The following is a 17,323-nucleotide window of genomic DNA, read 5'->3' as shown; positions in this document are numbered from 1 at the left end:
ACATCCCCGACACGAACGGCACGACATGAGCCTGAGCATCCGCAACCAGCTGCCCGGCACCGTGATCGCGGTCACCGGCGGCCCCGCCATGGCGACGGTGAGGATCCGCCTCGACAGCGGTGAGGAGGTCACCTCGGCCGTGACCGCCGACGCCGTCTCGGAGCTGGGCATCTTCCCCGGCGGAGCGGTCAGCGCCCTGATGAAGGCGAGCGAGGTGGCCCTTGCGACGGCGCGCGTGGAGGGTCTGAGCATCCGCAACCAGCTGCCCGGCACGGTCACATCGGTGACCCCGGGCGCGGCGATGGCCACCGTCCGTCTGAGGCTGGACGGCGGCCAGGACCTGACCTCGGTGATCACCAAGGACGCGCTTGACGAACTCGGGCTCTCGGCAGGCGGCACCGCGGTCGCCCTGGTCAAGGCGACGGAGATCTCGCTCTCCACCGCCTGAGCGCTGCTGCGGCCCCCGCACCGCGCCACCCCGGGCCTTCCGGGCCGCCCGCCTGACACCGCTCCTCGACGGGCCAACCCTGCCCGACGCGGAACCTGGTGCCGCAGCGGGCGGCGTTCGCCCCGCGCGACTCCCGGCACGGCGACTCGAGGCGTTTCCGAATCAGTTGCCGAATCAACCGAGCAGACCCACCACGAGGTCGATCCGGCGCCTTGCGATCCTTGCCCTCGACCGGAGGTCCGGAGGGAGACCCCACGCACCGGACGCCGCTCGCCGGCGGGCACGCGCCGCCCGTCAGAGCCGGGACAGCGAGGCCGCCGCGAACAGGACGTCCCGCACGGCCTCGCGGTCCCCGTCCTGACCGGCCGCGGCGTCCGCCGGCGGGACATGGCCCGCCACGAGCTGGCAGAACTCCACACCGTCGAGGGCGATCTGGGCGACCGTGTGGTCCGGGTCGCCCACCGCCGCGGGCGAGTCCAGCGCGATGTACCAGTGGCCGCCGCCCGCTCCCTCCACCTCCAGGTGCAGCGAGCGGCCGGGCGAACCGGCCGTCACCAGACGGCGGGCCGGGGCCGCGAGCCCGGCCCGCCGCCGGGCGGCGAGCGCCGCGGGCAGCAACCGGGCCGCCAGATCGATCATTCGGTGCAGATGCGCACCGGCCGGGGGTTCGTACGGATAGTCCACCGCGGCCGCGATGTCGTCCGCGTGCACCCAGCGCTCGAAGGCCCGGTCCAGCATCGCGTCCTGCAACGGCAGCGCGAAGTCCCCGTAGGACACCGACAGCTGCTCCACCCCGAGCCCGGCGAACGACACCGTCCGCACCAGCGCATGGCTCTGCTCGCGCCACGGGACGCGCACCGAACGCGTCGCCGGGCGTTCGCCCGAGCTCCACAGCCGCTCGGTGCGCTCGGCCGGGGAGGCCGGCGCGTCGGGGCCGGCCGGATCTCCCAGCCCCAGGGCCGAAGCCACCAGCCCGTCCACGGACATCAGATGGCCTATCACTCCGGCGACCGTCGTCCTGCGGCTCACCTTCGCCTCGCCGTCGAACCACTTCAGCCGCACCGGGGCGTGCCACTCCGAGTCCCCGATGTCCCGCAGCAGCGCGTCGAGCCGGGCGGTCTCCGCGTCGTACGCACCGGCCCAGGCGGGCACCGGGGTCCGGGCGGGCCGCCGGCCCAGACAGTTCTCCAGGACCCTGGAGCGCAGCAGCGGATCCAGGTCGAGGTCGTGGTCGGTGTGCAGCAGCCCGACGGCGTCCCGCAGCCGCAGTGCCTCCTCGGCACAGGGCGCGCAGCCGGTGAGGTGCTCCTCCACCGCCGCGGACTCCTCGGCCGAGCACGCCGCCAGCGCCCATGCGCCGAGCAGCGACTTGAGTACGCCGTGGGCCAGGGGCTCCGGCGGCGGCGAGGGCAGCACGTCCGGCGGCGAGAGGTCGTCCCCCGCCGCACGCGGTCCGGGTATGCGCGGCGGCGCGCCCGGCATGTCGTCGGGACCGCCGGGACCGCGGCCGCCGTCCAGGGGCCCGCTCACCGGCGGCTTCCCGGTCCGGGAGGCGGCGAGCCGTCCAGCGCGCGGGTGTTGGCCGTCGCCAGCAGCTGCAGCCCGAGCCGCAGCCGTCGGCGCGCCTCGTCCTCGGTGACCCCGAGGTCGGCGGCGGTCTGCCGGTAGTCCCTGCGCTGGTAGTACGCCAGCTCCAGTGCGGCCCGCAGCGGCGCGGGCATCGACGTCACGATGTAGTCCGCGCGGGCGGCCACGGAGGCGCGGCGCACCTTCTGCTCCACGTCCTCCGTGCCGCCACCGCTCTCGGCGGCCGCCGCGCGCTCCTGCTCCCGCAGCCGGTGGACGGCCTGGTCGTGTGTGAGACGCGCCACCCAGAAACGCATCGAGCCCTGCCGGGGGTCGTACGCGTCCGGGTTCTCCCACACGTAGCCGAACACCTCGCGCGTCACCTGGTCGGCGGCCGCGTCGTCGTCGAGCACGCGATGGGCCTGGCTGTGGACGACCGAGGCGAAACGGTCGTACAACTCGCCGAGCGCGGCGGCCTCGCCCCGCGCCAGCCGCTGCTGCATCCTGCGGTCCCAGCGAGGTGGTGCGTCCTTGCCCATCCGGCGGCCCCCAAGCCTCTGCCCGTCCTTGTCGCCTTCTGCTCGTCCTGTCGTCCACTCGAATGTAATGCGACGCGGGTGAAACGCACGCCCCTTTATGGCAAGTCCGCCCCGGCGAAGACCACGCGTGGTAGAGGGTTTCGCCGCGGTGGGGCGGGGCAGCAGCGCCGGAAGGGAACGACTACGTCCGGACGGGGACCGGTGTGACGAGAGAGCCGCGCGAGATGCTCAGGGTGGAGCGAACCGAGCAGACCCCCTGGACGATACTGCACATTCAGGGCGAACTGGATCTGGTCAGTTCCCCCGAGGTCCGGCGCCATGTGCACGACGCCGTGGCCGTGGGGCGCCGCGACGTCGTGCTGGACCTCTCCGGAGTGGTGTTCTGCGACTCCAGCGGTGTGGGCGTGCTGATCGCCGCGCGCCGCCTGCTGCGCTCCTGCCGCGGGCGGCTGAGGCTGATCCTGCCCGCCCGCGGCGCCGTCGACGGCTCGCACGTGAACCGGGTACTCGCCGCCCTGGGGGTGCGACGGCTGTTCGAGGTGTACGCGGACGTGGACGCCGCCACCGACGACGAGACGCGGCCCCTGTCCGCGTAACGGGACGCACGGACCGCCCCGACGTCGTACGCTCCCCGCATGGACAGCGCAGAATACGAGCGCAAGATCGCCCACCGGTTCGCCGAGTTCGACCAGGACGGCAACGGCTACATCGATCGCGCGGACTTCAGCAAGGCGGCCGCGGTGCTCCTCTCCGAGTTCGGCACGACCGCACGCTCCGACAAGGGGCAGGCCCTGTACTCGGGCGCGGAGGCGTTCTGGCAGGGCATGGCGGGCATCGCCGACGTCGACGGCGACCAGCGGGTCTCCCGTCAGGAGTTCGTCACGGGCGCCGTGAAGCGCCTGCGTGACAGCCCCCGCCGCTTCGCGGAGATCGCCCGGCCCTTCCTGCACGCGGTCGTCGCCATCGCCGACGAGGACGGTTCCGGGGTCACCCGGGGCGGCGCCGAGCGGGTGCTCCGCGCCCTCGGCGTCGAGCCCGACCGATGCACGGCGGTGGCCGCCGCGCTGGACTCCGACGGGGACGACCGGATCAGCGAGGAGCAGATCCTCGAGGCGTTCGCCGCCTACTACGTGACTTCGGAACCCGACACCCCCTGAACCTCCGGCCCCGGACCGTCCCTCCGCACCGGCCCCGGAAACCGCGGAGGACGCCCCGCGGGACCGGGGCCGTCGCGCCCGCCCGGGTCGCCGCAGGGGCCGCCGGACCGTCCGGTCAGACCATGGGCGCCTGCGACATCGTCCGGGCCACGTTGACGAAGCCCGGCCGCTGGGCGACCAGACGGCCGTCCCGGACGACCTGGAAGGTCACGTTCGGGTTGACGATCCGGGGGAAGCCCGGCACGCCCAGCATGTCCTCGAAGCGCCAGCGCAGCGCGGGCGTGAGACCGCCGGTGTCGACGCTGACACCGGTGTCGAGGGCGTGGGACACGGCGCTCGGGGTGACGCTGTCGCGGTCGAGCGCCTCGATCACCTTCTCCAGGACGGTGTACGCGATCCAGGTGGTCTGCACCCCCGCGTCCGCCGGGTCGATCCGGTCGTCGCCGAAAGCGTGGTCCTTGATCACCTGCCTCATCACGCCCCAGCGGGCGTCACCCGCATCGGGGTACCAGCCGGTCATGTACGCGCCCTCGAACGGCCCGCCGGCCCCGCCCGTACGGTCGATCAGCGGCTGGTCGACGGAGCTGAGGACGGAGGAGATCCGCACCCCCCTGTCGTCCTCCGGCAGCCGGCGGAAGGAGTCGAAGAAGTTCGCGGTGCGCTCACCGAGGACGGCCGTGACACAGCCGCTCCGGCCGCCGGCCTCGTCCCGGGCCCGCTCGGCCTCCTCCAGGTACTCGGTGGCGTCCTCCGCGGCCTTGACGTCGGCGGACGGCCGCCCGTCGCCCTCGGCCAGCCCGGTGTTCAGCAGCACCGGCAGGTTGTCGCCGGCGATCGTGTCGGGCCGCACCAGCGAAACCCGGCTGCAGCCTTCCGCCAGCTGCCGGCCGTTGCCGGCGAGGAGCGCCGCCTGACCTCCGTTCACCGGGTAGGAGAGGTAGCTGGTGAACTCCTCCTCGGACACCCCGTAGCCGCCGATGTACGGTACGCCCGCGGCTTCCAGCGGCGCCATGAAGGCCCGGCCGTTCTGGCTGTACGAGCCGACCACGGCGACCGCGCCCTCGGCCACCGCGCGCCGGGCACAGGCCGCCGCGCCCGCCGTCGTGTTGTGCTCGTTGCAGGTCAGCACCCGCAGCTCGTGACCGTCGATGCCGCCCTTCTCGTTGACGTACTTGGCGTACGCCTGGGCCATGGCGGGCATTCCGGGCATGTTCGTGGCTCGGGTCTCCTCCGGGGCGAAGGTCATCACGGTGATCGGCTCCCTGGCCCCCGCCGAGCCGCCGGGGAGCACCCCGCACCCGGCGAGTGACGCGCCGACGGCCGCCGTGCACGCGGCGAGGGCCGTCGCGGTCCTGAGGGGGCGGGGGAAGGAGAAGCGTCGCCTACCGGTCATGTCCCTGCACAATTCCGCCCCATGGGTAACACCGGAGTGGTGGCGGTTCAACACAGGGTGACCGCGAGGTGAATTGCAGGGGGACGGGATCGCCGGATGGCGGAGAACGTACGATCGAGGCCGCGCTAGCTTCGGTGCTGACCGTGTCGCGGAGCTCGCAAGGACCGAGCTCACGAGGTGAACGTCAATGAACTCTTCCCGCCGCGGCCGTCGCTCCTCCACCATGGGCGACATGCCGCTCAACGACATGCCCTGGTGGCGCTGGCGTGCCAATGTGCGCTCGGCGCTGCACATGTTCTCCGACCCCGCCTTCCACCAGGAGACCTGGCTGGCAGGCCATGAGGGGTACGGCGACGTCACCGACGCCGTCTACCGGCTGGTCGAGGACACCTGGCTGGACAACTGGTCCGCCGAGAAGTACGTGGGAACGATCTTCCGGGACTCCGGCGAGGCCGCGCTCGTCGACGTGGCCGTGCTGCGCGTGCTGCGGATCATGCACCAGGTCGGCGCGGACGCGCCGGTCTCGGCGTACATGGAGCACCACGCCTGGCCCGAGGCCGTGCAGGCCGCACGGGAGGCCCACGTACTGCTGGCGACGAACGACGGGGAGGACCCGGACGCTCCGCCGCGCACCCTGGAAGTGCTGCGGATCATGACGCGTTCGGCCTGACGGTCGCGGAACACGGCATGGCTCCCCGGCGACGGACACCGGGATCACCGCGGTCCGCCCGACGGACGCCGGAATCACGATCGTGGGGTCCGCCTGACGGACGCCCTTCCGCCACCGGCCTGGGGGTGTGGCACCCTACGAGAATGACCGACCAGTACGTCCTCACGCTCTCCTGCCCGGACAAACAGGGCATCGTGCACGCCGTGTCCAGCTATCTGTTCATCACCGGCTGCAACATCGAGGACAGCCAGCAGTTCGGAGACCGGGACACCGGCCTGTTCTTCATGCGGGTGCACTTCTCGGCCGAGGACCCGGTGACCGTGGACAAGCTGCGCGCCGGCTTCGCCGCGGTGGGCGACTCGTTCTCCATGGACTGGCAGATCCACCGCGCCGACGAGCGCATGCGGATCGTGCTGCTGGTCAGCAAGTTCGGTCACTGCCTGAACGACCTGCTGTTCCGGTCGAGGATCGGGGCCCTGCCCGTCGACATCGCCGCCGTGGTCTCCAACCACACCGACTTCGCGGAACTCGTCGCCTCCTACGACATTCCGTTCCGGCACATCCCGGTCACCAGGGACAACAAGCCGCAGGCCGAGGCGGAGCTGCTGGAGCTGGTGCGCGAGGAGAACGTCGAACTCGTCGTGCTCGCGCGCTACATGCAGGTCCTCTCCGACGACCTCTGCAAGCAGCTGAGCGGCCGGATCATCAACATCCACCACTCCTTCCTGCCGAGCTTCAAGGGCGCCAAGCCCTACCACCAGGCGCACGCCCGCGGGGTGAAGCTGATCGGCGCGACGGCGCACTACGTGACGGCCGACCTGGACGAGGGCCCGATCATCGAGCAGGAGGTGGAGCGCGTCGGCCACGAGGTGACGCCGGAACAACTGGTCGCGGTCGGCCGCGACGTGGAGTGCCAGGCGCTGGCCCGCGCGGTGAAGTGGCACGCGGAGCACCGGATCCTCCTGAACGGCCATCGCACGGTGGTGTTCGCCTGAGGGCTGTCCCGTAATCCCCGGTGGATCAGCGCGCCTCCGCGTCAGATGCGGTGCATCGCAAGGCGGAGACTCCGGGCGGGCCGGGAGCGGTTCCGGCGGACACGGTGCGGGTGGCGCGGGCCGCGTTCCCGAAGGGGAGCTTGGCGATCCGGGTCCGGGACGCACTGGGGGCTGTTTCGCGACGACGGGTCCGCGGACTTCACCCTGCCTCACTCGCGGGGTCCGAACCACGACGCGGGACGGTCCAGAGCAGCACCATGGTCGGCGCGCAGATGACTGCGCCGACACTGACGCTCACCTGACGACCTTGGACGAAGTCCCGCTTCGTCGCCTCCACGACGGCCTCGCGCCGGCCAGGTGAGGGGGTGGGCAGCGGGCGGCCGGGGCCGATCTCGGACGTGTAGGCATGGGGGTTGGCCTCCTGGACGATCTGGTCGGCGATCGCCTGGCGGGCCAGGGCCTCTGGAACGACTTGGCGCAGATCGGCGCTGAGCGTGACGAGCAACGTTCAGCACGCCCGGCACCGCTTGCCCGTCCGTGCAGCGACCCGGTCGATCCGTTGGGAATAGGATGGATCGTGAGCGGTACCGACGCCATCGTTGCGATCATCCAGGGCCGAGGGCTCACAGACAGCCCGGCTCGTCAGCGACTCACGGGCCCTGGGGATCGGCGGAGTGATCTGGGCTGACCAGAGCCTGCGTGCCGCTGTCACCGCGATGTGCCGCGCCTGCCGCCCGCTGTGCGTCGACGGCCCCGCCGCGATGGAAGCGGAGATCGCACCGTTGGATGACCGTGTTCGACCTGACGCGGCACTGAGGGCGAGCAACGGTACGGCACGTGATCACGGACGGCCGCTGCCGAGCGTGCCGCGATCACGCGTCCGCGTCGTACCGCCGGCCACCGTCCGGCGCGGCGAGCCGGTCACCCCGGTAGGGAGCCCGGAGGGGGGAAGGAGAGGCCCTGCGCTGTTCGTGGCGAAAACGACCGTGTGCCGAGTCGCGAAAAAGCCGGGAGGCATGGAAAGGAAACAGTGATGCGAGTCGAAACGGGCGGCATCGCGGGCGTGAATCGGCATGAGACGGAACGCCTGCATGAAGAGATATTCGCACAACGGGCATACCTCCGCTTCGGAGTGACACTACCGGAGAATTCCGTTGTTTTCGATATCGGGGCCAATATCGGAATGTTTTCGCTGTTCGTCCGGTCGGTCTGCCCGACGGCATCGATTTATGCATTCGAGCCACTGCCGCCTCTGTTCGCGAAGCTGCGGCAGAACGTTGCCGCGCACGCAAGACTGTTCGAGTACGGGTTGTCGGACTCCGAGGAGGAGGTCACGTTCTCGTACTATCCAGACTGGTCCGTGATGTCCACCCGTAGCACATATGCCGATGAGGTCATGGACATGGCAGTCATCGAGCGGATAGTAAGCGGACGGTCGGGCCGACCTGTGACCGACGCGGACGGGACACCGACTGGATCGACCGGTTCTTTGGGAAATGAAATGCAGTCGCGGGAATACGTCTGCCGCGTTCGCGTTTTGTCCGATGTCATCGACGAGCAAGCCGTCGAACACATCGACATGCTGAAGATCGATGTCCAGCGGTCGGAGCTGGACGTGCTGAACGGAATCCACGACCGCCATTGGCCGACGATACGACAGGTCGTGACCGAGGTTCACGACGCACCCGGATCTCCCACGTCGGGACGGCTCGGGAGAATCGTCACCGGGTTGGTCGGCCACGGTTTCCAGGTCGCCGCCACACAGGACCCATGCCTCGCGGGCACAGACCGGTACATGGTGCATGCCATCCGGGGTGAGCTGCCCCGTGGAACTCCCCGTTGAACCGAACAGCCTGATACCGGAACGGATCGCCCCGGAGGCAGCAGTCCAGGGAGTGAGGAGGGGGCGCCATGACCGCGCGCCCCGGCCGTCCGCGAGGGCGGCCCGGGGGAGTGGGGACGACCCCGAGCACCCTTCCTGGAAACGCTGTTCGGGTAGGCGTGATCACGCCGGACGCGCCCGCGTGCCGGGGAGGCGGTCCACTCCGTGGTGTCGGTTGGTGATCGAGGACTTCGACGAAGCCGGGCCCGTGCCGACGAGGGCCTCGGCAGACAGGATGAGAGCACGTCGGCGTGCGGTGGCAGACAGCTGTCCGCGGATGTCGACGGAGCCCGGATGCTCGAGTTCCGCGCGCGGGCTCTTTGAGCCGTTGGCGGCAAAGCAGCCCGCGCCCTCTCGCGCCTCGCGTCGGACCGTCGTCCTCTGCCGGACACTAGTGCCGCATCAGGCGACGTTCGCCCCGTCGCGGCACCCGGCACGGCGACTCGCGGCGTTGCCGAATCAACCGAGTAGGCCCACCACGAGGTCGATCCGGCGCCTTGCGATCTTCCCCTCGGCCCGGAGGGCCTNCACCCGGCACGGCGACTCGCGGCGTTGCCGAATCAACCGAGTAGGCCCACCACGAGGTCGATCCGGCGCCTTGCGATCTTCCCCTCGGCCCGGAGGGCCTGGGGAGACCCCGTGCACCGGACGCCGCTCCTTGACGGGCAAACCTTGCCCGACACGGCACTAGCTCTGCCGTCAGGCCGTGTGGACGGTTCTGAGCGGCATCGAAGGGAACGGTGGAAGTCATATGGCAGGACGTCCGGCTCGCAGAGCCGTGCTCGGGGCCGCGCTTGCGGGTACGACCATTGCGCTTGGGGGATGCGCACCGATGCGTACCGTCACGCCGGCGCCCAGCGCCTCGACCGTGCCGCGGCCGACGCCGACCACGCCCGCCGCGGCATTGGCGATGTTGATGGAAGGCAACGAGCGCTGGGTGGAAGGAGGGCTTCAGCACCCCGACCGGGATCCGAGCCGGCGTCAGTTTGTGGCCCAGAAGCAGGAGCCCTTCGGGGCGATTCTCTCCTGCATCGACTCCCGGGTGCCGCCTGAACTCATCTTCGACACCGGCCTGGGCGACCTCTACGTGATGCGTACGGGCGGGGAGGCGATCGGTCCCGTGGTCACCGGTTCCGTCGAGTACGGACCCCTGACGAGTGGCACCCCACTCGTCATGGTCCTCGGTCACCAACGTTGTGGGGCTGTCGAGGCGGCGTACAAGTCCATCCGCGACGGCGAACCACTGCCCGGCAACCTGGAGGCGATCGTCGATGCTCTGCGGCCCGCATACGAGCAGGCGGTCCGGGAGGGCGGCCCCGACCCAGTGGAGACCATGGCCCGCGCTCAGGCCACACTGACAGCGGAGACTCTGCGCTCCAACGAGGGCCTCGCCCCACTCGTGCAGGAGGGCGCCCTCGCCGTGGTCGGTGCCTACTACCTGCTCGACACGGGCAAGGTGGAAGTCCTGTCCGGCTCGCCCTCCTGAACCTGGGCGGAGACGGATGGCGGACGTCGTCGCCGCCCGAGGTGTCCACCATGGCCAGTTCGAGACGCACCCCGGTCTCGTGGCAGAGGTCGTCTTGCTCGGCCGCGTTCGCGAGCGTGGTGTCCAGGGGCGCCGCAGGTCCTCGGGGAGGGGCGGGCGAGGCGTACGCGCCAGCAGACCGCGTGGACGCGGTCGGGGAGAGCTGAAGAGGCAGCAAGATCGTGTTACGACCTCTACGGTTTTTCCATAATGGCCTGAATTTCTCTGAACGGGTAGACCGATACGTGGAAGCTCCCCTAGAACGGAGTGGTCAGGATAAGGATAACCGCGACAATGCTGGCCAGACTCAAGGATATGACTCCTGAAATTATCGCATGAATTAGCCGGGATTTTATGGGCATGAACCAGATGAGTGAGGTCATAATAATGACCCCAAGCCCCAGGACGAACCAGAGGGGCCCAGGTAGATTCCGCTGGGAGTAGAACACGCGCTCCCTCCGACTCGACAGGAAATCTCCATAAGTTGCGAAAAGGGCTTGCTGGATATTCGATTCCCGCCCCGTTGCCGGCTCGAGCGCCCCGACGGCATGCCCGATTTCTCGCGCTTGCGGAGAGCATGGATACAAAGCGCTCCTGCCCTCGACCATGGCCGGCCACTCGACATCTATGACGCATTTAACGTACATCTCGACACTGTTTACCACATCCGCAGACGAGGACTCTGGCAGGCTCTCAGATATTCCATGTATGGAGATGAGTTCTGCCGCTTCCTGCTGGGTCGCGGACAATGCGGCCGAATATTGGTCGTAGGCAACCACCGCAATCAGCGCCATGAGGAGCCCGAAGAGTACAAAGCTGCCGTTGACGATGAACTCCACGGTCTCTCGCAGCTGGGGCTCGTTCATCAGCCTCGGATGGATTCTCCTCACCAGGACCGTCCCCGCGGACGCGACAAGGAGCGAGGCGGTCAATGTGATCCCCCAGAGCGCCCAGTCCGGAAATTGCGTGATATCCGGGAATTTCATGGAACTGTTGAGGTTCATCGCCATACGGGACTCCGGGTCTCGTTCCAAACGCGGCGTTATGCGATGGACTTGTCCGCCCAGGAGAGTCAGGGCCGGGTACAGCCGGGAATTCAGCGTCTGCGCCTGCAGGGGATCCGAAGCCGGAGGCGGTCGTCTCTCATTGAACCCGGCCCATCACACTGCGCAACTCGGCGATCTCGTCGAGTCCGAACACGAGCCGTGGCTCTCCTGTGCGGCCCGGCCGCAGGGACCCAGAACCGTGCCCTGCGTCACAGGGCCTCGCTGTCGAGGTCGAACAGGTCGAGCGGCACTTCTCCGTCCGCGTTGAGCGGCGGCCCCTCGGCGGGCGAGCGGCTGTACATCCAGAAGATCCAAGAGATCTTGCCCTCCGGGGGTCTACCGGGTTCCCTCAGCGTTCGGACATCTGGGCGATCGGGAACAGGCCCAGGCCTCCCTCGCCCGTCGCGGCCGCGTACCGCAGGTGATCGAAGTGCCGCTGCCGTCCGCCACCCCTCAGGTCAGGCATTGGTCACGGAGCAGCCACACCCTGATCGGCCGGAAACCGTACCGAGTGAACAGCGCCCCGTCGTGCCGCAGCCTGGCGAGCACCTCACGGCAGGTCTCCTCCGACGTGCGGTCGGCTTGGAACAGCGCCAAGCGGCAGCTCGATCCCGACGCCGGTTCCGCATGTGGTCCTCGATTCGTAGCCCGTCGGTGTGAAGGCGAGCCGGGTGCCCTCGGCGACGTCCGGTAAGGCGGTCTCGAACGGCATGCCGCCTTCCGTCATGCGCATCCCGTACGTGGCATCCGTGACCGAATGATCACCCAGGGCGGTTGCCTCGAACGCCGCTCGGTCGGCCACGACGCACTTGAGCGCGTCGTGACAAAGGAAGTCCCTGTTCGATGAGCAGGGACTTTTTCGTGTGCGGGGCATAAACTCCACTTCCCCCGGGGCGGTTCACATCGCCGGGTGGTACGTGTCGATGGGCCGATTTGGGTGGTTCGCCGCATCCAATAGGCGTCATGGACTTCATTCGGCAGAGCCTCATCGGACCGATCAGCGAGTTTCTCTGGTCGTATGTTCTGGTCTACTTGCTGATTGGCGCAGGTCTCTACTTCACCTTCCGCACCCGTTTCGTCCAGATCCGACTCTTCCCTCTGATGGTGCGCCAACTACTTCACAGCGGGCATGCTGACGGAGGCATCTCCTCGTTCCAGGCCTTCTGCGTCGGGCTGTCGACGCGTGTGGGGACGGGGAACATCGCCGGCGTGGGTATCGCCCTCACGCTCGGCGGTCCTGGAGCCATCTTCTGGATGTGGGTTGTGGCCGCTCTCGGCATGGCGACCGCGTTCGTGGAGGCCACTCTGGCCCAGGTGTTCAAGGTGCCCGCAGAGGACGGCTCGTTTCGTGGGGGTCCCGCGTTCTACATCGCCCGCGGCCTTGGTGCCCGGCGGGTCGGAGCCTTGTTCGCCGCCGTTCTCATCGTCACCTTCACTCTGTTCAACATGGTGCAGGCCAACACGGTCAGCGACGTGCTCCGAGGCGGTCACTCGGTAGGCGCCCAGTGGACCGCGCTCGTGCTCGTCGTCTTCGCCGCTCCCGTCCTGTTCGGCGGCGTGCGGCGGATCGCCCGGGCCATGGCGTACCTCGCCCCTGCGATGGCCGTGGTCTACATCGTTCTGGCCCTGGCAATCGTCGTCATGAACCTGGCAGAAATTCCCGGCGTGTTCAGCCAGATCCTCAGGTCCGCGTTCGGCCTGGATCCGGCGCTGGCCGGTACGGCAGGAGGGCTGAGCGCGGCACTACTCAACGGGGCCAAGCGCGGACTGTTCTCCAATGAGGCGGGCATGGGCAGTGCCCCGAACGCCGCCGCGACCGCCACCACGCCGCACCCTGCCCGGCAGGGGCTGATCCGTCCCTGGGGGTGTTCGTGGACACGATGCTCGTGTGCACGGCCACTGCGCTGATCATCATGGTGGGCGGGGAGGAGGTGTACGTGCCGGGTCAGGACAGCACGCTCACGGGGGCGGCACTCACGCAGGCCGCCGTCGCATCCCAGTTCGGTACTGCCGCGACATGGCTGACGACCCTGCTGGTCACGGTGTTCGCCTACTCTTCGATCGTCGGTAGCTACTCCTACGCGGAGGTGAACCTGTCGCTCTTCCACGCGGGGAAGGTCGCACTGACCTCCTTCCGCCTGATCACACTCGCGGCGGTCGGGATCGGTTCGGTCCTGGCCCTCGAGGTGGTCTGGGAATTCGCAGATGTCGCGATGGCGGTGATGACACTGATCAACCTGGTGGCCATCGGTTTGCTGGGAGGTTGGGCGTTCGGGCTGCTCCGGGACTTCGACCGCTCCCGTCGCGAAGGTCGGGATCCTGTCTTCTCCGCGAAGGGAAACCCGGACCTGCCCCGCCCGCTGGACACCGAGGTCTGGTGAGAATCCCATCTCGGACAGGCTCCGCTCCGGGCGCAGTACGATGACATGTGGTACATCGGTGACCGAACGGACGGGGAACCCGTCATGGTCATCTCACTGAGCCTCTTTCATCCTGAATAGTCGCAGGTCAGTAGTGTGTGGACGGCCTGGACGACGGTGCCGATCCGGCGGGTGGAGCATCTGGCTCGCCGTAGTAGCCGCCAGGACTTCAGCTGTGCGAAGGCCCGTTCTCCTGGAGCTCTCAGCCGAGCATGGTCGCGGTTGAACTGCTGGTAGTGCTCGGGTTGTTCACGGTGGTGGTAGTACGGGGTGCGGACGGTGGCGCCGGCGCCCTGGTAGGCGCGGTCCGCGAGGACGAGGATCTGTCTGGTGAGGCAGGCCTGGACGATGCCGTGGGCGCGGGCCGCGGTCAGGTCGTGGGTGCGGCCCGGTGTCGCGCGGGAGAACCACAGCGGTGTGCCGTCGGGTCGGGCGATGACCTGCACGTTCATGCCATGCTTACGGTGCTTCATCGAGTAGTACGGCTCATCCGCACGGATCCGGTCGATGGGAATCAGGGTGCCGTCAACGATGACGTGGTCGCTTTCACCGAGGCCGGTCAGAGCTTCATGAAGGCCGGGCGCCCAGGAAGCCAGAACGTCCAAGGCCTCGTCCACGTACCGCCAGGCGGTGGCCTGGGATATCCCGAAACCGGCTCCGAGCTGCGAGAACGTCTCGTTCTTGCGCAGATGGACCAGCGTGAGCAGCGCCTGCTTGAAGCAACCGAGCTTGCGCCAGCGGACGTTGCGGGCCCGGCGGTGCTCGTACAGCAGCCAGGCAACATGCTCAACGAGCTCATGCTGGACATCGAGCATGGCAGGATACGGAACCAACAGGGCCTCTCCGGTCGCGGTGTGCTGAGTGGAATCACCACGCCAACGACCAGGGGCCCTGCCTCGTCACCACGCCCGCTGACCAGCCCATTTCACCCTTCAGCGCAGGATGAAAGAGGTTCACTGAGATCGGCGACTCCGGAAGACATCGACCCCTGTGGGCATCTCTACTACGAGGCATTCCGGTCCGTTTCCGAAGGACACGACTTCCCGTCGGACTATCCGACCATCGATTCGGCGCTGTCCCTTGTGGAGTATCGATTAAATGGGGCGTGCAATAGAATTTTGGGAAGTGCTTTCGCCGCAAGCAACCAATTGGTTATGGCAGCCATGAACCGAAGATTCCTTTGTGGGAGAACGTCCGCGCCGACCAATGGCGAACGGCGGCGAAACCGCTACCGGCCCACCGTCGAAGTGCCCGCAGAAGGCACCGGGCGGTTCGAGATCACGAGCGCGAGCGCGGCCGAGACACGGATGATCGAAGCCTGGGCCGCCAGGGAGGGTTGGAAGCTCGGCGACATGGACACGTTCGCCTATGCGGTCGCCGATCCCGGTGCACTCCTCATCGGACGTCTCGACGACGTACCCATAGCGTCGGTCTTGGCCATTCGTTACGGTGAGAGCTTCGGTTTCATCGGCCTGTACATAACCCGGGCCGATCTACGCGGAAGGGGCTACGGCAGGCGGATGTGGCGAGCCGCCGCGGCCCGGCTGGAAGGACGTCTGATCGGCCTGGACGCTGTGCCCGCACAGCAGGACAGATACATGGCCATGGGTCTGCGCCCCTTCTGGCGGAACATCCACTTCCGCGGGGTGCCGCGGCTCGCGGGCGTGCCGCCCGCCGGTCTCGAACTGGTCGACGCCACAACGCTCCCTTTCAGCGTGCTGGCGGCATACGACTGCCGGTTCTTCCCGGTGCCGCGGAACGCCTTCCTGACCGCATGGGTTCGCATGCCCGATGCCCGGAGTCTCGCGGCCCTCCATAACGGCCGCATGGTCGGATTCGGGGTGTCCCGGCCCTCTGGGAGAACGTGGTCCCGGATCGGCCCGCTGTACGCCGACTCGCCCGAGGCTGCGGCGGCCGTGTTGTGGAGCCTGGCCGCAGCGGCTCCGGACCGCGCGGCCGCGATCGATGCGCCCGAGGCCAACCCACTGGCCGCGGTGACCATGACGCGACTCGGCCTGGAGCCTGGTGCCCACACGGTCCGGATGTACGACGGCACGCCGCCAGAGGTGGAGCACTCGGGCGTCTACGGCACGACGAGCCTCGAAGCCAGCTGACCAGCTCGTATCGTCGTGCATGGGGAAGCTCCCGCACCACGTAACCCGGATTCGAAGGGGTCACCATGTGCAGTCGTCGAGAGGAACCGGCCTGTGTGGCGGTACTGCACAGGCGCGGCGGCTCGGCCGGGCTCACGGAGATCGAGCAGGCCGCTCGGGGTGTCTGCCGACCGGTGATGTTCTTCGACCGATCTGTGGCCGAGGGCGATCCCGGACTGGTCCGCAGGGCCGAGGAGCTGTTCCCGGTCCGTGTCTTCGACCCCCCCACTCTCGCCGAATCCGTCAGGGACGCGGAGGTGGAGGGAGTCACCACCTTCCACGACCGGGAGGTGGAGAACGTCACCGCCGTGGCGTCGGCCCTCGGGCTGCCAGGCGTCCCGGCCGGGCCGAATCCATGGGACAAGCTCACCCAGCGGACGCTCCTCGCCGGAGCCGGCCTGACGCACGTCACTGCGGTGGCCGTCGACTCCGCGCGCACGTTCGCCGAGGCACTGGACAAGGTCCGCCTGCCCGCCATCCTGAAACCGCGGCGTGGCGTGGGCGGTACCGGGATCGCATTCGTCGACAACACGTCCGACGCCGACTACCAACTGAGGCACCGCACGCAGTGGCCCGGCCTGCTCCTGGAAAGCAGACTCCCGCCGCACGAGCATCCGCGAAACGAGTGGCTCGCGGACTACGTATCCGTGGAGACGGCCAGCACCCAGGACGCTCACGTTCCGATCGCGATTTTCGACAAGGCGCCCGTCTCGGTGTACCCGCGCGCTGGGCCGGATGCGTCCGACGTCGTCAGCGTCACCGGCGATCTGACGCCGACGATGCTGCCGCGTGCCGTGCGGAACCGCGTCCTCGACTACGTCCGGGAGGTACTCGCGGCACTCCGCGTGCGGTGGTGCGTCACCCACACTGAGGTCAAACTGCTGCCGGACGCGGTCGATCTCATCGAGGTGAACGGGCGCGTCGGCGGCCATCTACCCAGGCTGCTCCGGGCCCTGGAGGGACCGAATCTCCTCACGATCGCGATGAGCCTGGCGCTGGCGCAGGAGCCGAACGTTCCTCCACTCGCTGACGGTGCGCCTCGCGGGTACGCCATGGGACTGTTCCCCGCCTTCGGGGAACGGGCGGGGACCGTACACTCGGCCGTCACCCGGGACCAGCTCGAAAGGTTCCCCTGCATCGTCCAGGTGGACGAGGTCGCCGAGCGCGGCAGGCTGCGTCGAGCCACCGGATACCGTGCCGCGAACGTGGTGCTGCGCGCCCAGGACGAGGGAGAGCTCACCGCGGCCGTCACCGCGGTCACGGCCGGCATCTCCGCACTGTTCAACGCCGACGGACTGGGCGAAGACCCCTGGTTCGAGAACTTCCACCCACCCGCTGGGCCCCTTCGGTGATGGCCTTGGTAGGGCGGCTCGAGCGCAGCCTGGCCAACCTTGCCCTCGACCGGCTCGAAGCCCTCGTCCGTAACCGGCCCGAACGCCTGCAGTATCGGGCCGACACCTTCGACGGCTTCATCGCCGTACTCCTCGTTCGCGGGTCCAACGGCGGTGCGACCTTGACGGCTGCGCGCC

Annotated in this window: 15 protein-coding genes and 4 pseudogenes; 12 read left to right on the top strand and 7 right to left on the bottom strand. The window is 68.6% G+C overall.

From position 1 onward, the window contains the following. Positions 1-25: 25 nt before the first annotated feature. Complete coding sequence (locus QMZ92_RS17065; protein ID WP_283298234.1) at positions 26-448, top strand: TOBE domain-containing protein; 423 nt, start codon at positions 26-28, stop codon at positions 446-448. Between the two features lie 294 nt (positions 449-742). Here QMZ92_RS17065 and QMZ92_RS17060 read toward each other — a convergent pair whose 3' ends face one another. Continuing rightward, positions 743-1,978: a zf-HC2 domain-containing protein gene (locus QMZ92_RS17060; protein WP_283298233.1), complete on the bottom strand. Its 1,236-nt coding sequence runs from the start codon at positions 1,976-1,978 to the stop codon at positions 743-745. Next, the gene (locus QMZ92_RS17055; RefSeq protein WP_283298232.1) at positions 1,975-2,553 is read right to left on the bottom strand and encodes a sigma-70 family RNA polymerase sigma factor; all 579 of its coding nucleotides are present in this window, start codon (positions 2,551-2,553) and stop codon (positions 1,975-1,977) included. The genes QMZ92_RS17060 and QMZ92_RS17055 overlap by 4 nt, the downstream gene beginning before the upstream one ends. A gap of 224 nt (positions 2,554-2,777) precedes the next feature. On the opposite strand from QMZ92_RS17055, the gene QMZ92_RS17050 reads away from it, so the two are divergent. Continuing rightward, positions 2,778-3,149, top strand: coding sequence for an STAS domain-containing protein (locus QMZ92_RS17050; protein WP_283298252.1), 372 nt, complete (start codon positions 2,778-2,780; stop codon positions 3,147-3,149). Positions 3,150-3,188: 39 nt separating this feature from the next. After that, a complete protein-coding gene (locus tag QMZ92_RS17045; RefSeq protein WP_283298231.1) occupies positions 3,189-3,710 on the top strand; it encodes an EF-hand domain-containing protein in 522 nt (173 codons plus the stop codon). Positions 3,711-3,825: 115 nt separating this feature from the next. Here QMZ92_RS17045 and QMZ92_RS17040 read toward each other — a convergent pair whose 3' ends face one another. Next, the gene (locus QMZ92_RS17040; RefSeq protein ID WP_283298230.1) at positions 3,826-5,103 is read right to left on the bottom strand and encodes an ABC transporter substrate-binding protein; all 1,278 of its coding nucleotides are present in this window, start codon (positions 5,101-5,103) and stop codon (positions 3,826-3,828) included. A 223-nt stretch (positions 5,104-5,326) separates the two neighbouring features. On the opposite strand from QMZ92_RS17040, the gene QMZ92_RS17035 reads away from it, so the two are divergent. From QMZ92_RS17035 to QMZ92_RS36390, 3 genes and pseudogenes are all read left to right on the top strand, one after another. Further along, the gene (locus QMZ92_RS17035) at positions 5,327-5,773 is read left to right on the top strand and encodes an SCO4402 family protein (protein ID WP_283298251.1); all 447 of its coding nucleotides are present in this window, start codon (positions 5,327-5,329) and stop codon (positions 5,771-5,773) included. A gap of 143 nt (positions 5,774-5,916) precedes the next feature. Beyond that, on the top strand, positions 5,917-6,768 hold the full coding sequence (gene purU / locus QMZ92_RS17030) for a formyltetrahydrofolate deformylase (RefSeq protein WP_283298229.1): 852 nt from the start codon (positions 5,917-5,919) through the stop codon (positions 6,766-6,768). A 50-nt stretch (positions 6,769-6,818) separates the two neighbouring features. Further along, positions 6,819-7,008 (top strand): annotated as a pseudogene (locus QMZ92_RS36390) (hypothetical protein); the annotation flags it as partial. Here QMZ92_RS36390 and QMZ92_RS17025 read toward each other — a convergent pair. After that, positions 6,968-7,273 (bottom strand): hypothetical protein, encoded by a 306-nt coding sequence (locus QMZ92_RS17025; RefSeq protein ID WP_283298254.1) that lies wholly within the window; start codon positions 7,271-7,273, stop codon positions 6,968-6,970. The pseudogene QMZ92_RS36390 and the gene QMZ92_RS17025 sit on opposite strands and share 41 nt — an antisense overlap. Positions 7,274-7,801: 528 nt before the next feature. On the opposite strand from QMZ92_RS17025, the gene QMZ92_RS17020 reads away from it, so the two are divergent. Both QMZ92_RS17020 and QMZ92_RS17015 read left to right on the top strand, forming a co-directional pair. Continuing rightward, the gene (locus tag QMZ92_RS17020; protein ID WP_283298228.1) at positions 7,802-8,611 is read left to right on the top strand and encodes an FkbM family methyltransferase; all 810 of its coding nucleotides are present in this window, start codon (positions 7,802-7,804) and stop codon (positions 8,609-8,611) included. 871 nt (positions 8,612-9,482) lie between these two features. Continuing rightward, a complete protein-coding gene (locus tag QMZ92_RS17015) occupies positions 9,483-10,136 on the top strand; it encodes a carbonic anhydrase (protein ID WP_283298227.1) in 654 nt (217 codons plus the stop codon). 296 nt (positions 10,137-10,432) lie between these two features. On the opposite strand, the gene QMZ92_RS17010 is transcribed toward QMZ92_RS17015, so the two are convergent. Further along, complete coding sequence (locus QMZ92_RS17010; RefSeq protein WP_283298226.1) at positions 10,433-11,185, bottom strand: bestrophin-like domain; 753 nt, start codon at positions 11,183-11,185, stop codon at positions 10,433-10,435. Between the two features lie 489 nt (positions 11,186-11,674). Continuing rightward, on the bottom strand, positions 11,675-11,818 hold the full coding sequence (locus QMZ92_RS17005) for a hypothetical protein (RefSeq protein WP_283298253.1): 144 nt from the start codon (positions 11,816-11,818) through the stop codon (positions 11,675-11,677). A 366-nt stretch (positions 11,819-12,184) separates the two neighbouring features. Here QMZ92_RS17005 and QMZ92_RS17000 point away from each other — a divergent pair. Then, positions 12,185-13,602 (top strand): annotated as a pseudogene (locus QMZ92_RS17000) (alanine/glycine:cation symporter family protein). A gap of 107 nt (positions 13,603-13,709) precedes the next feature. Here QMZ92_RS17000 and QMZ92_RS16990 read toward each other — a convergent pair. After that, positions 13,710-14,515: pseudogene (locus QMZ92_RS16990) on the bottom strand (IS5 family transposase). A gap of 280 nt (positions 14,516-14,795) precedes the next feature. Here QMZ92_RS16990 and QMZ92_RS16985 point away from each other — a divergent pair. From QMZ92_RS16985 to QMZ92_RS36385, 3 genes and pseudogenes are all read left to right on the top strand, one after another. Further along, the gene (locus QMZ92_RS16985) at positions 14,796-15,755 is read left to right on the top strand and encodes a GNAT family N-acetyltransferase (RefSeq protein ID WP_283298224.1); all 960 of its coding nucleotides are present in this window, start codon (positions 14,796-14,798) and stop codon (positions 15,753-15,755) included. A 95-nt stretch (positions 15,756-15,850) separates the two neighbouring features. After that, positions 15,851-17,146 carry an ATP-grasp domain-containing protein gene (locus QMZ92_RS16980; RefSeq protein WP_283298223.1) on the top strand — a complete coding sequence of 432 codons (1,296 nt, stop codon included), beginning with the start codon at positions 15,851-15,853 and terminating at the stop codon, positions 17,144-17,146. Positions 17,147-17,163: 17 nt separating this feature from the next. Beyond that, positions 17,164-17,271 (top strand): annotated as a pseudogene (locus QMZ92_RS36385) (IS630 family transposase); the annotation flags it as partial. Positions 17,272-17,323 lie beyond the last annotated feature (52 nt).

Source organism: Streptomyces sp. HNM0645 (genome assembly GCF_030056615.1).
GTDB classification, from domain to species: domain Bacteria; phylum Actinomycetota; class Actinomycetes; order Streptomycetales; family Streptomycetaceae; genus Streptomyces; species Streptomyces marianii.
Note: the sequence above shows the minus strand (reverse complement) of the source record. Positions and strands in the feature narration are given on the sequence as shown.

What these genes read in the sequence shown, in the direction of transcription:
- QMZ92_RS17065 (WP_283298234.1), top strand. Translation starts at nt 26, where the DNA reads ATGAGCCTGAGCATCCGCAACCAGCTGCCCGGCACCGTGATCGCGGTC.
- QMZ92_RS17055 (WP_283298232.1), bottom strand. Translation starts at nt 2,553, where the DNA reads ATGGGCAAGGACGCACCACCTCGCTGGGACCGCAGGATGCAGCAGCGG.
- QMZ92_RS17050 (WP_283298252.1), top strand. Translation starts at nt 2,778, where the DNA reads ATGCTCAGGGTGGAGCGAACCGAGCAGACCCCCTGGACGATACTGCAC.
- QMZ92_RS17045 (WP_283298231.1), top strand. Translation starts at nt 3,189, where the DNA reads ATGGACAGCGCAGAATACGAGCGCAAGATCGCCCACCGGTTCGCCGAG.
- QMZ92_RS17040 (WP_283298230.1), bottom strand. Translation starts at nt 5,103, where the DNA reads ATGACCGGTAGGCGACGCTTCTCCTTCCCCCGCCCCCTCAGGACCGCG.
- QMZ92_RS17035 (WP_283298251.1), top strand. Translation starts at nt 5,327, where the DNA reads ATGGGCGACATGCCGCTCAACGACATGCCCTGGTGGCGCTGGCGTGCC.
- purU (WP_283298229.1), top strand. Translation starts at nt 5,917, where the DNA reads ATGACCGACCAGTACGTCCTCACGCTCTCCTGCCCGGACAAACAGGGC.
- QMZ92_RS17020 (WP_283298228.1), top strand. Translation starts at nt 7,802, where the DNA reads ATGCGAGTCGAAACGGGCGGCATCGCGGGCGTGAATCGGCATGAGACG.
- QMZ92_RS17015 (WP_283298227.1), top strand. Translation starts at nt 9,483, where the DNA reads ATGCGTACCGTCACGCCGGCGCCCAGCGCCTCGACCGTGCCGCGGCCG.
- QMZ92_RS17010 (WP_283298226.1), bottom strand. Translation starts at nt 11,185, where the DNA reads ATGGCGATGAACCTCAACAGTTCCATGAAATTCCCGGATATCACGCAA.
- QMZ92_RS16985 (WP_283298224.1), top strand. Translation starts at nt 14,796, where the DNA reads ATGGCAGCCATGAACCGAAGATTCCTTTGTGGGAGAACGTCCGCGCCG.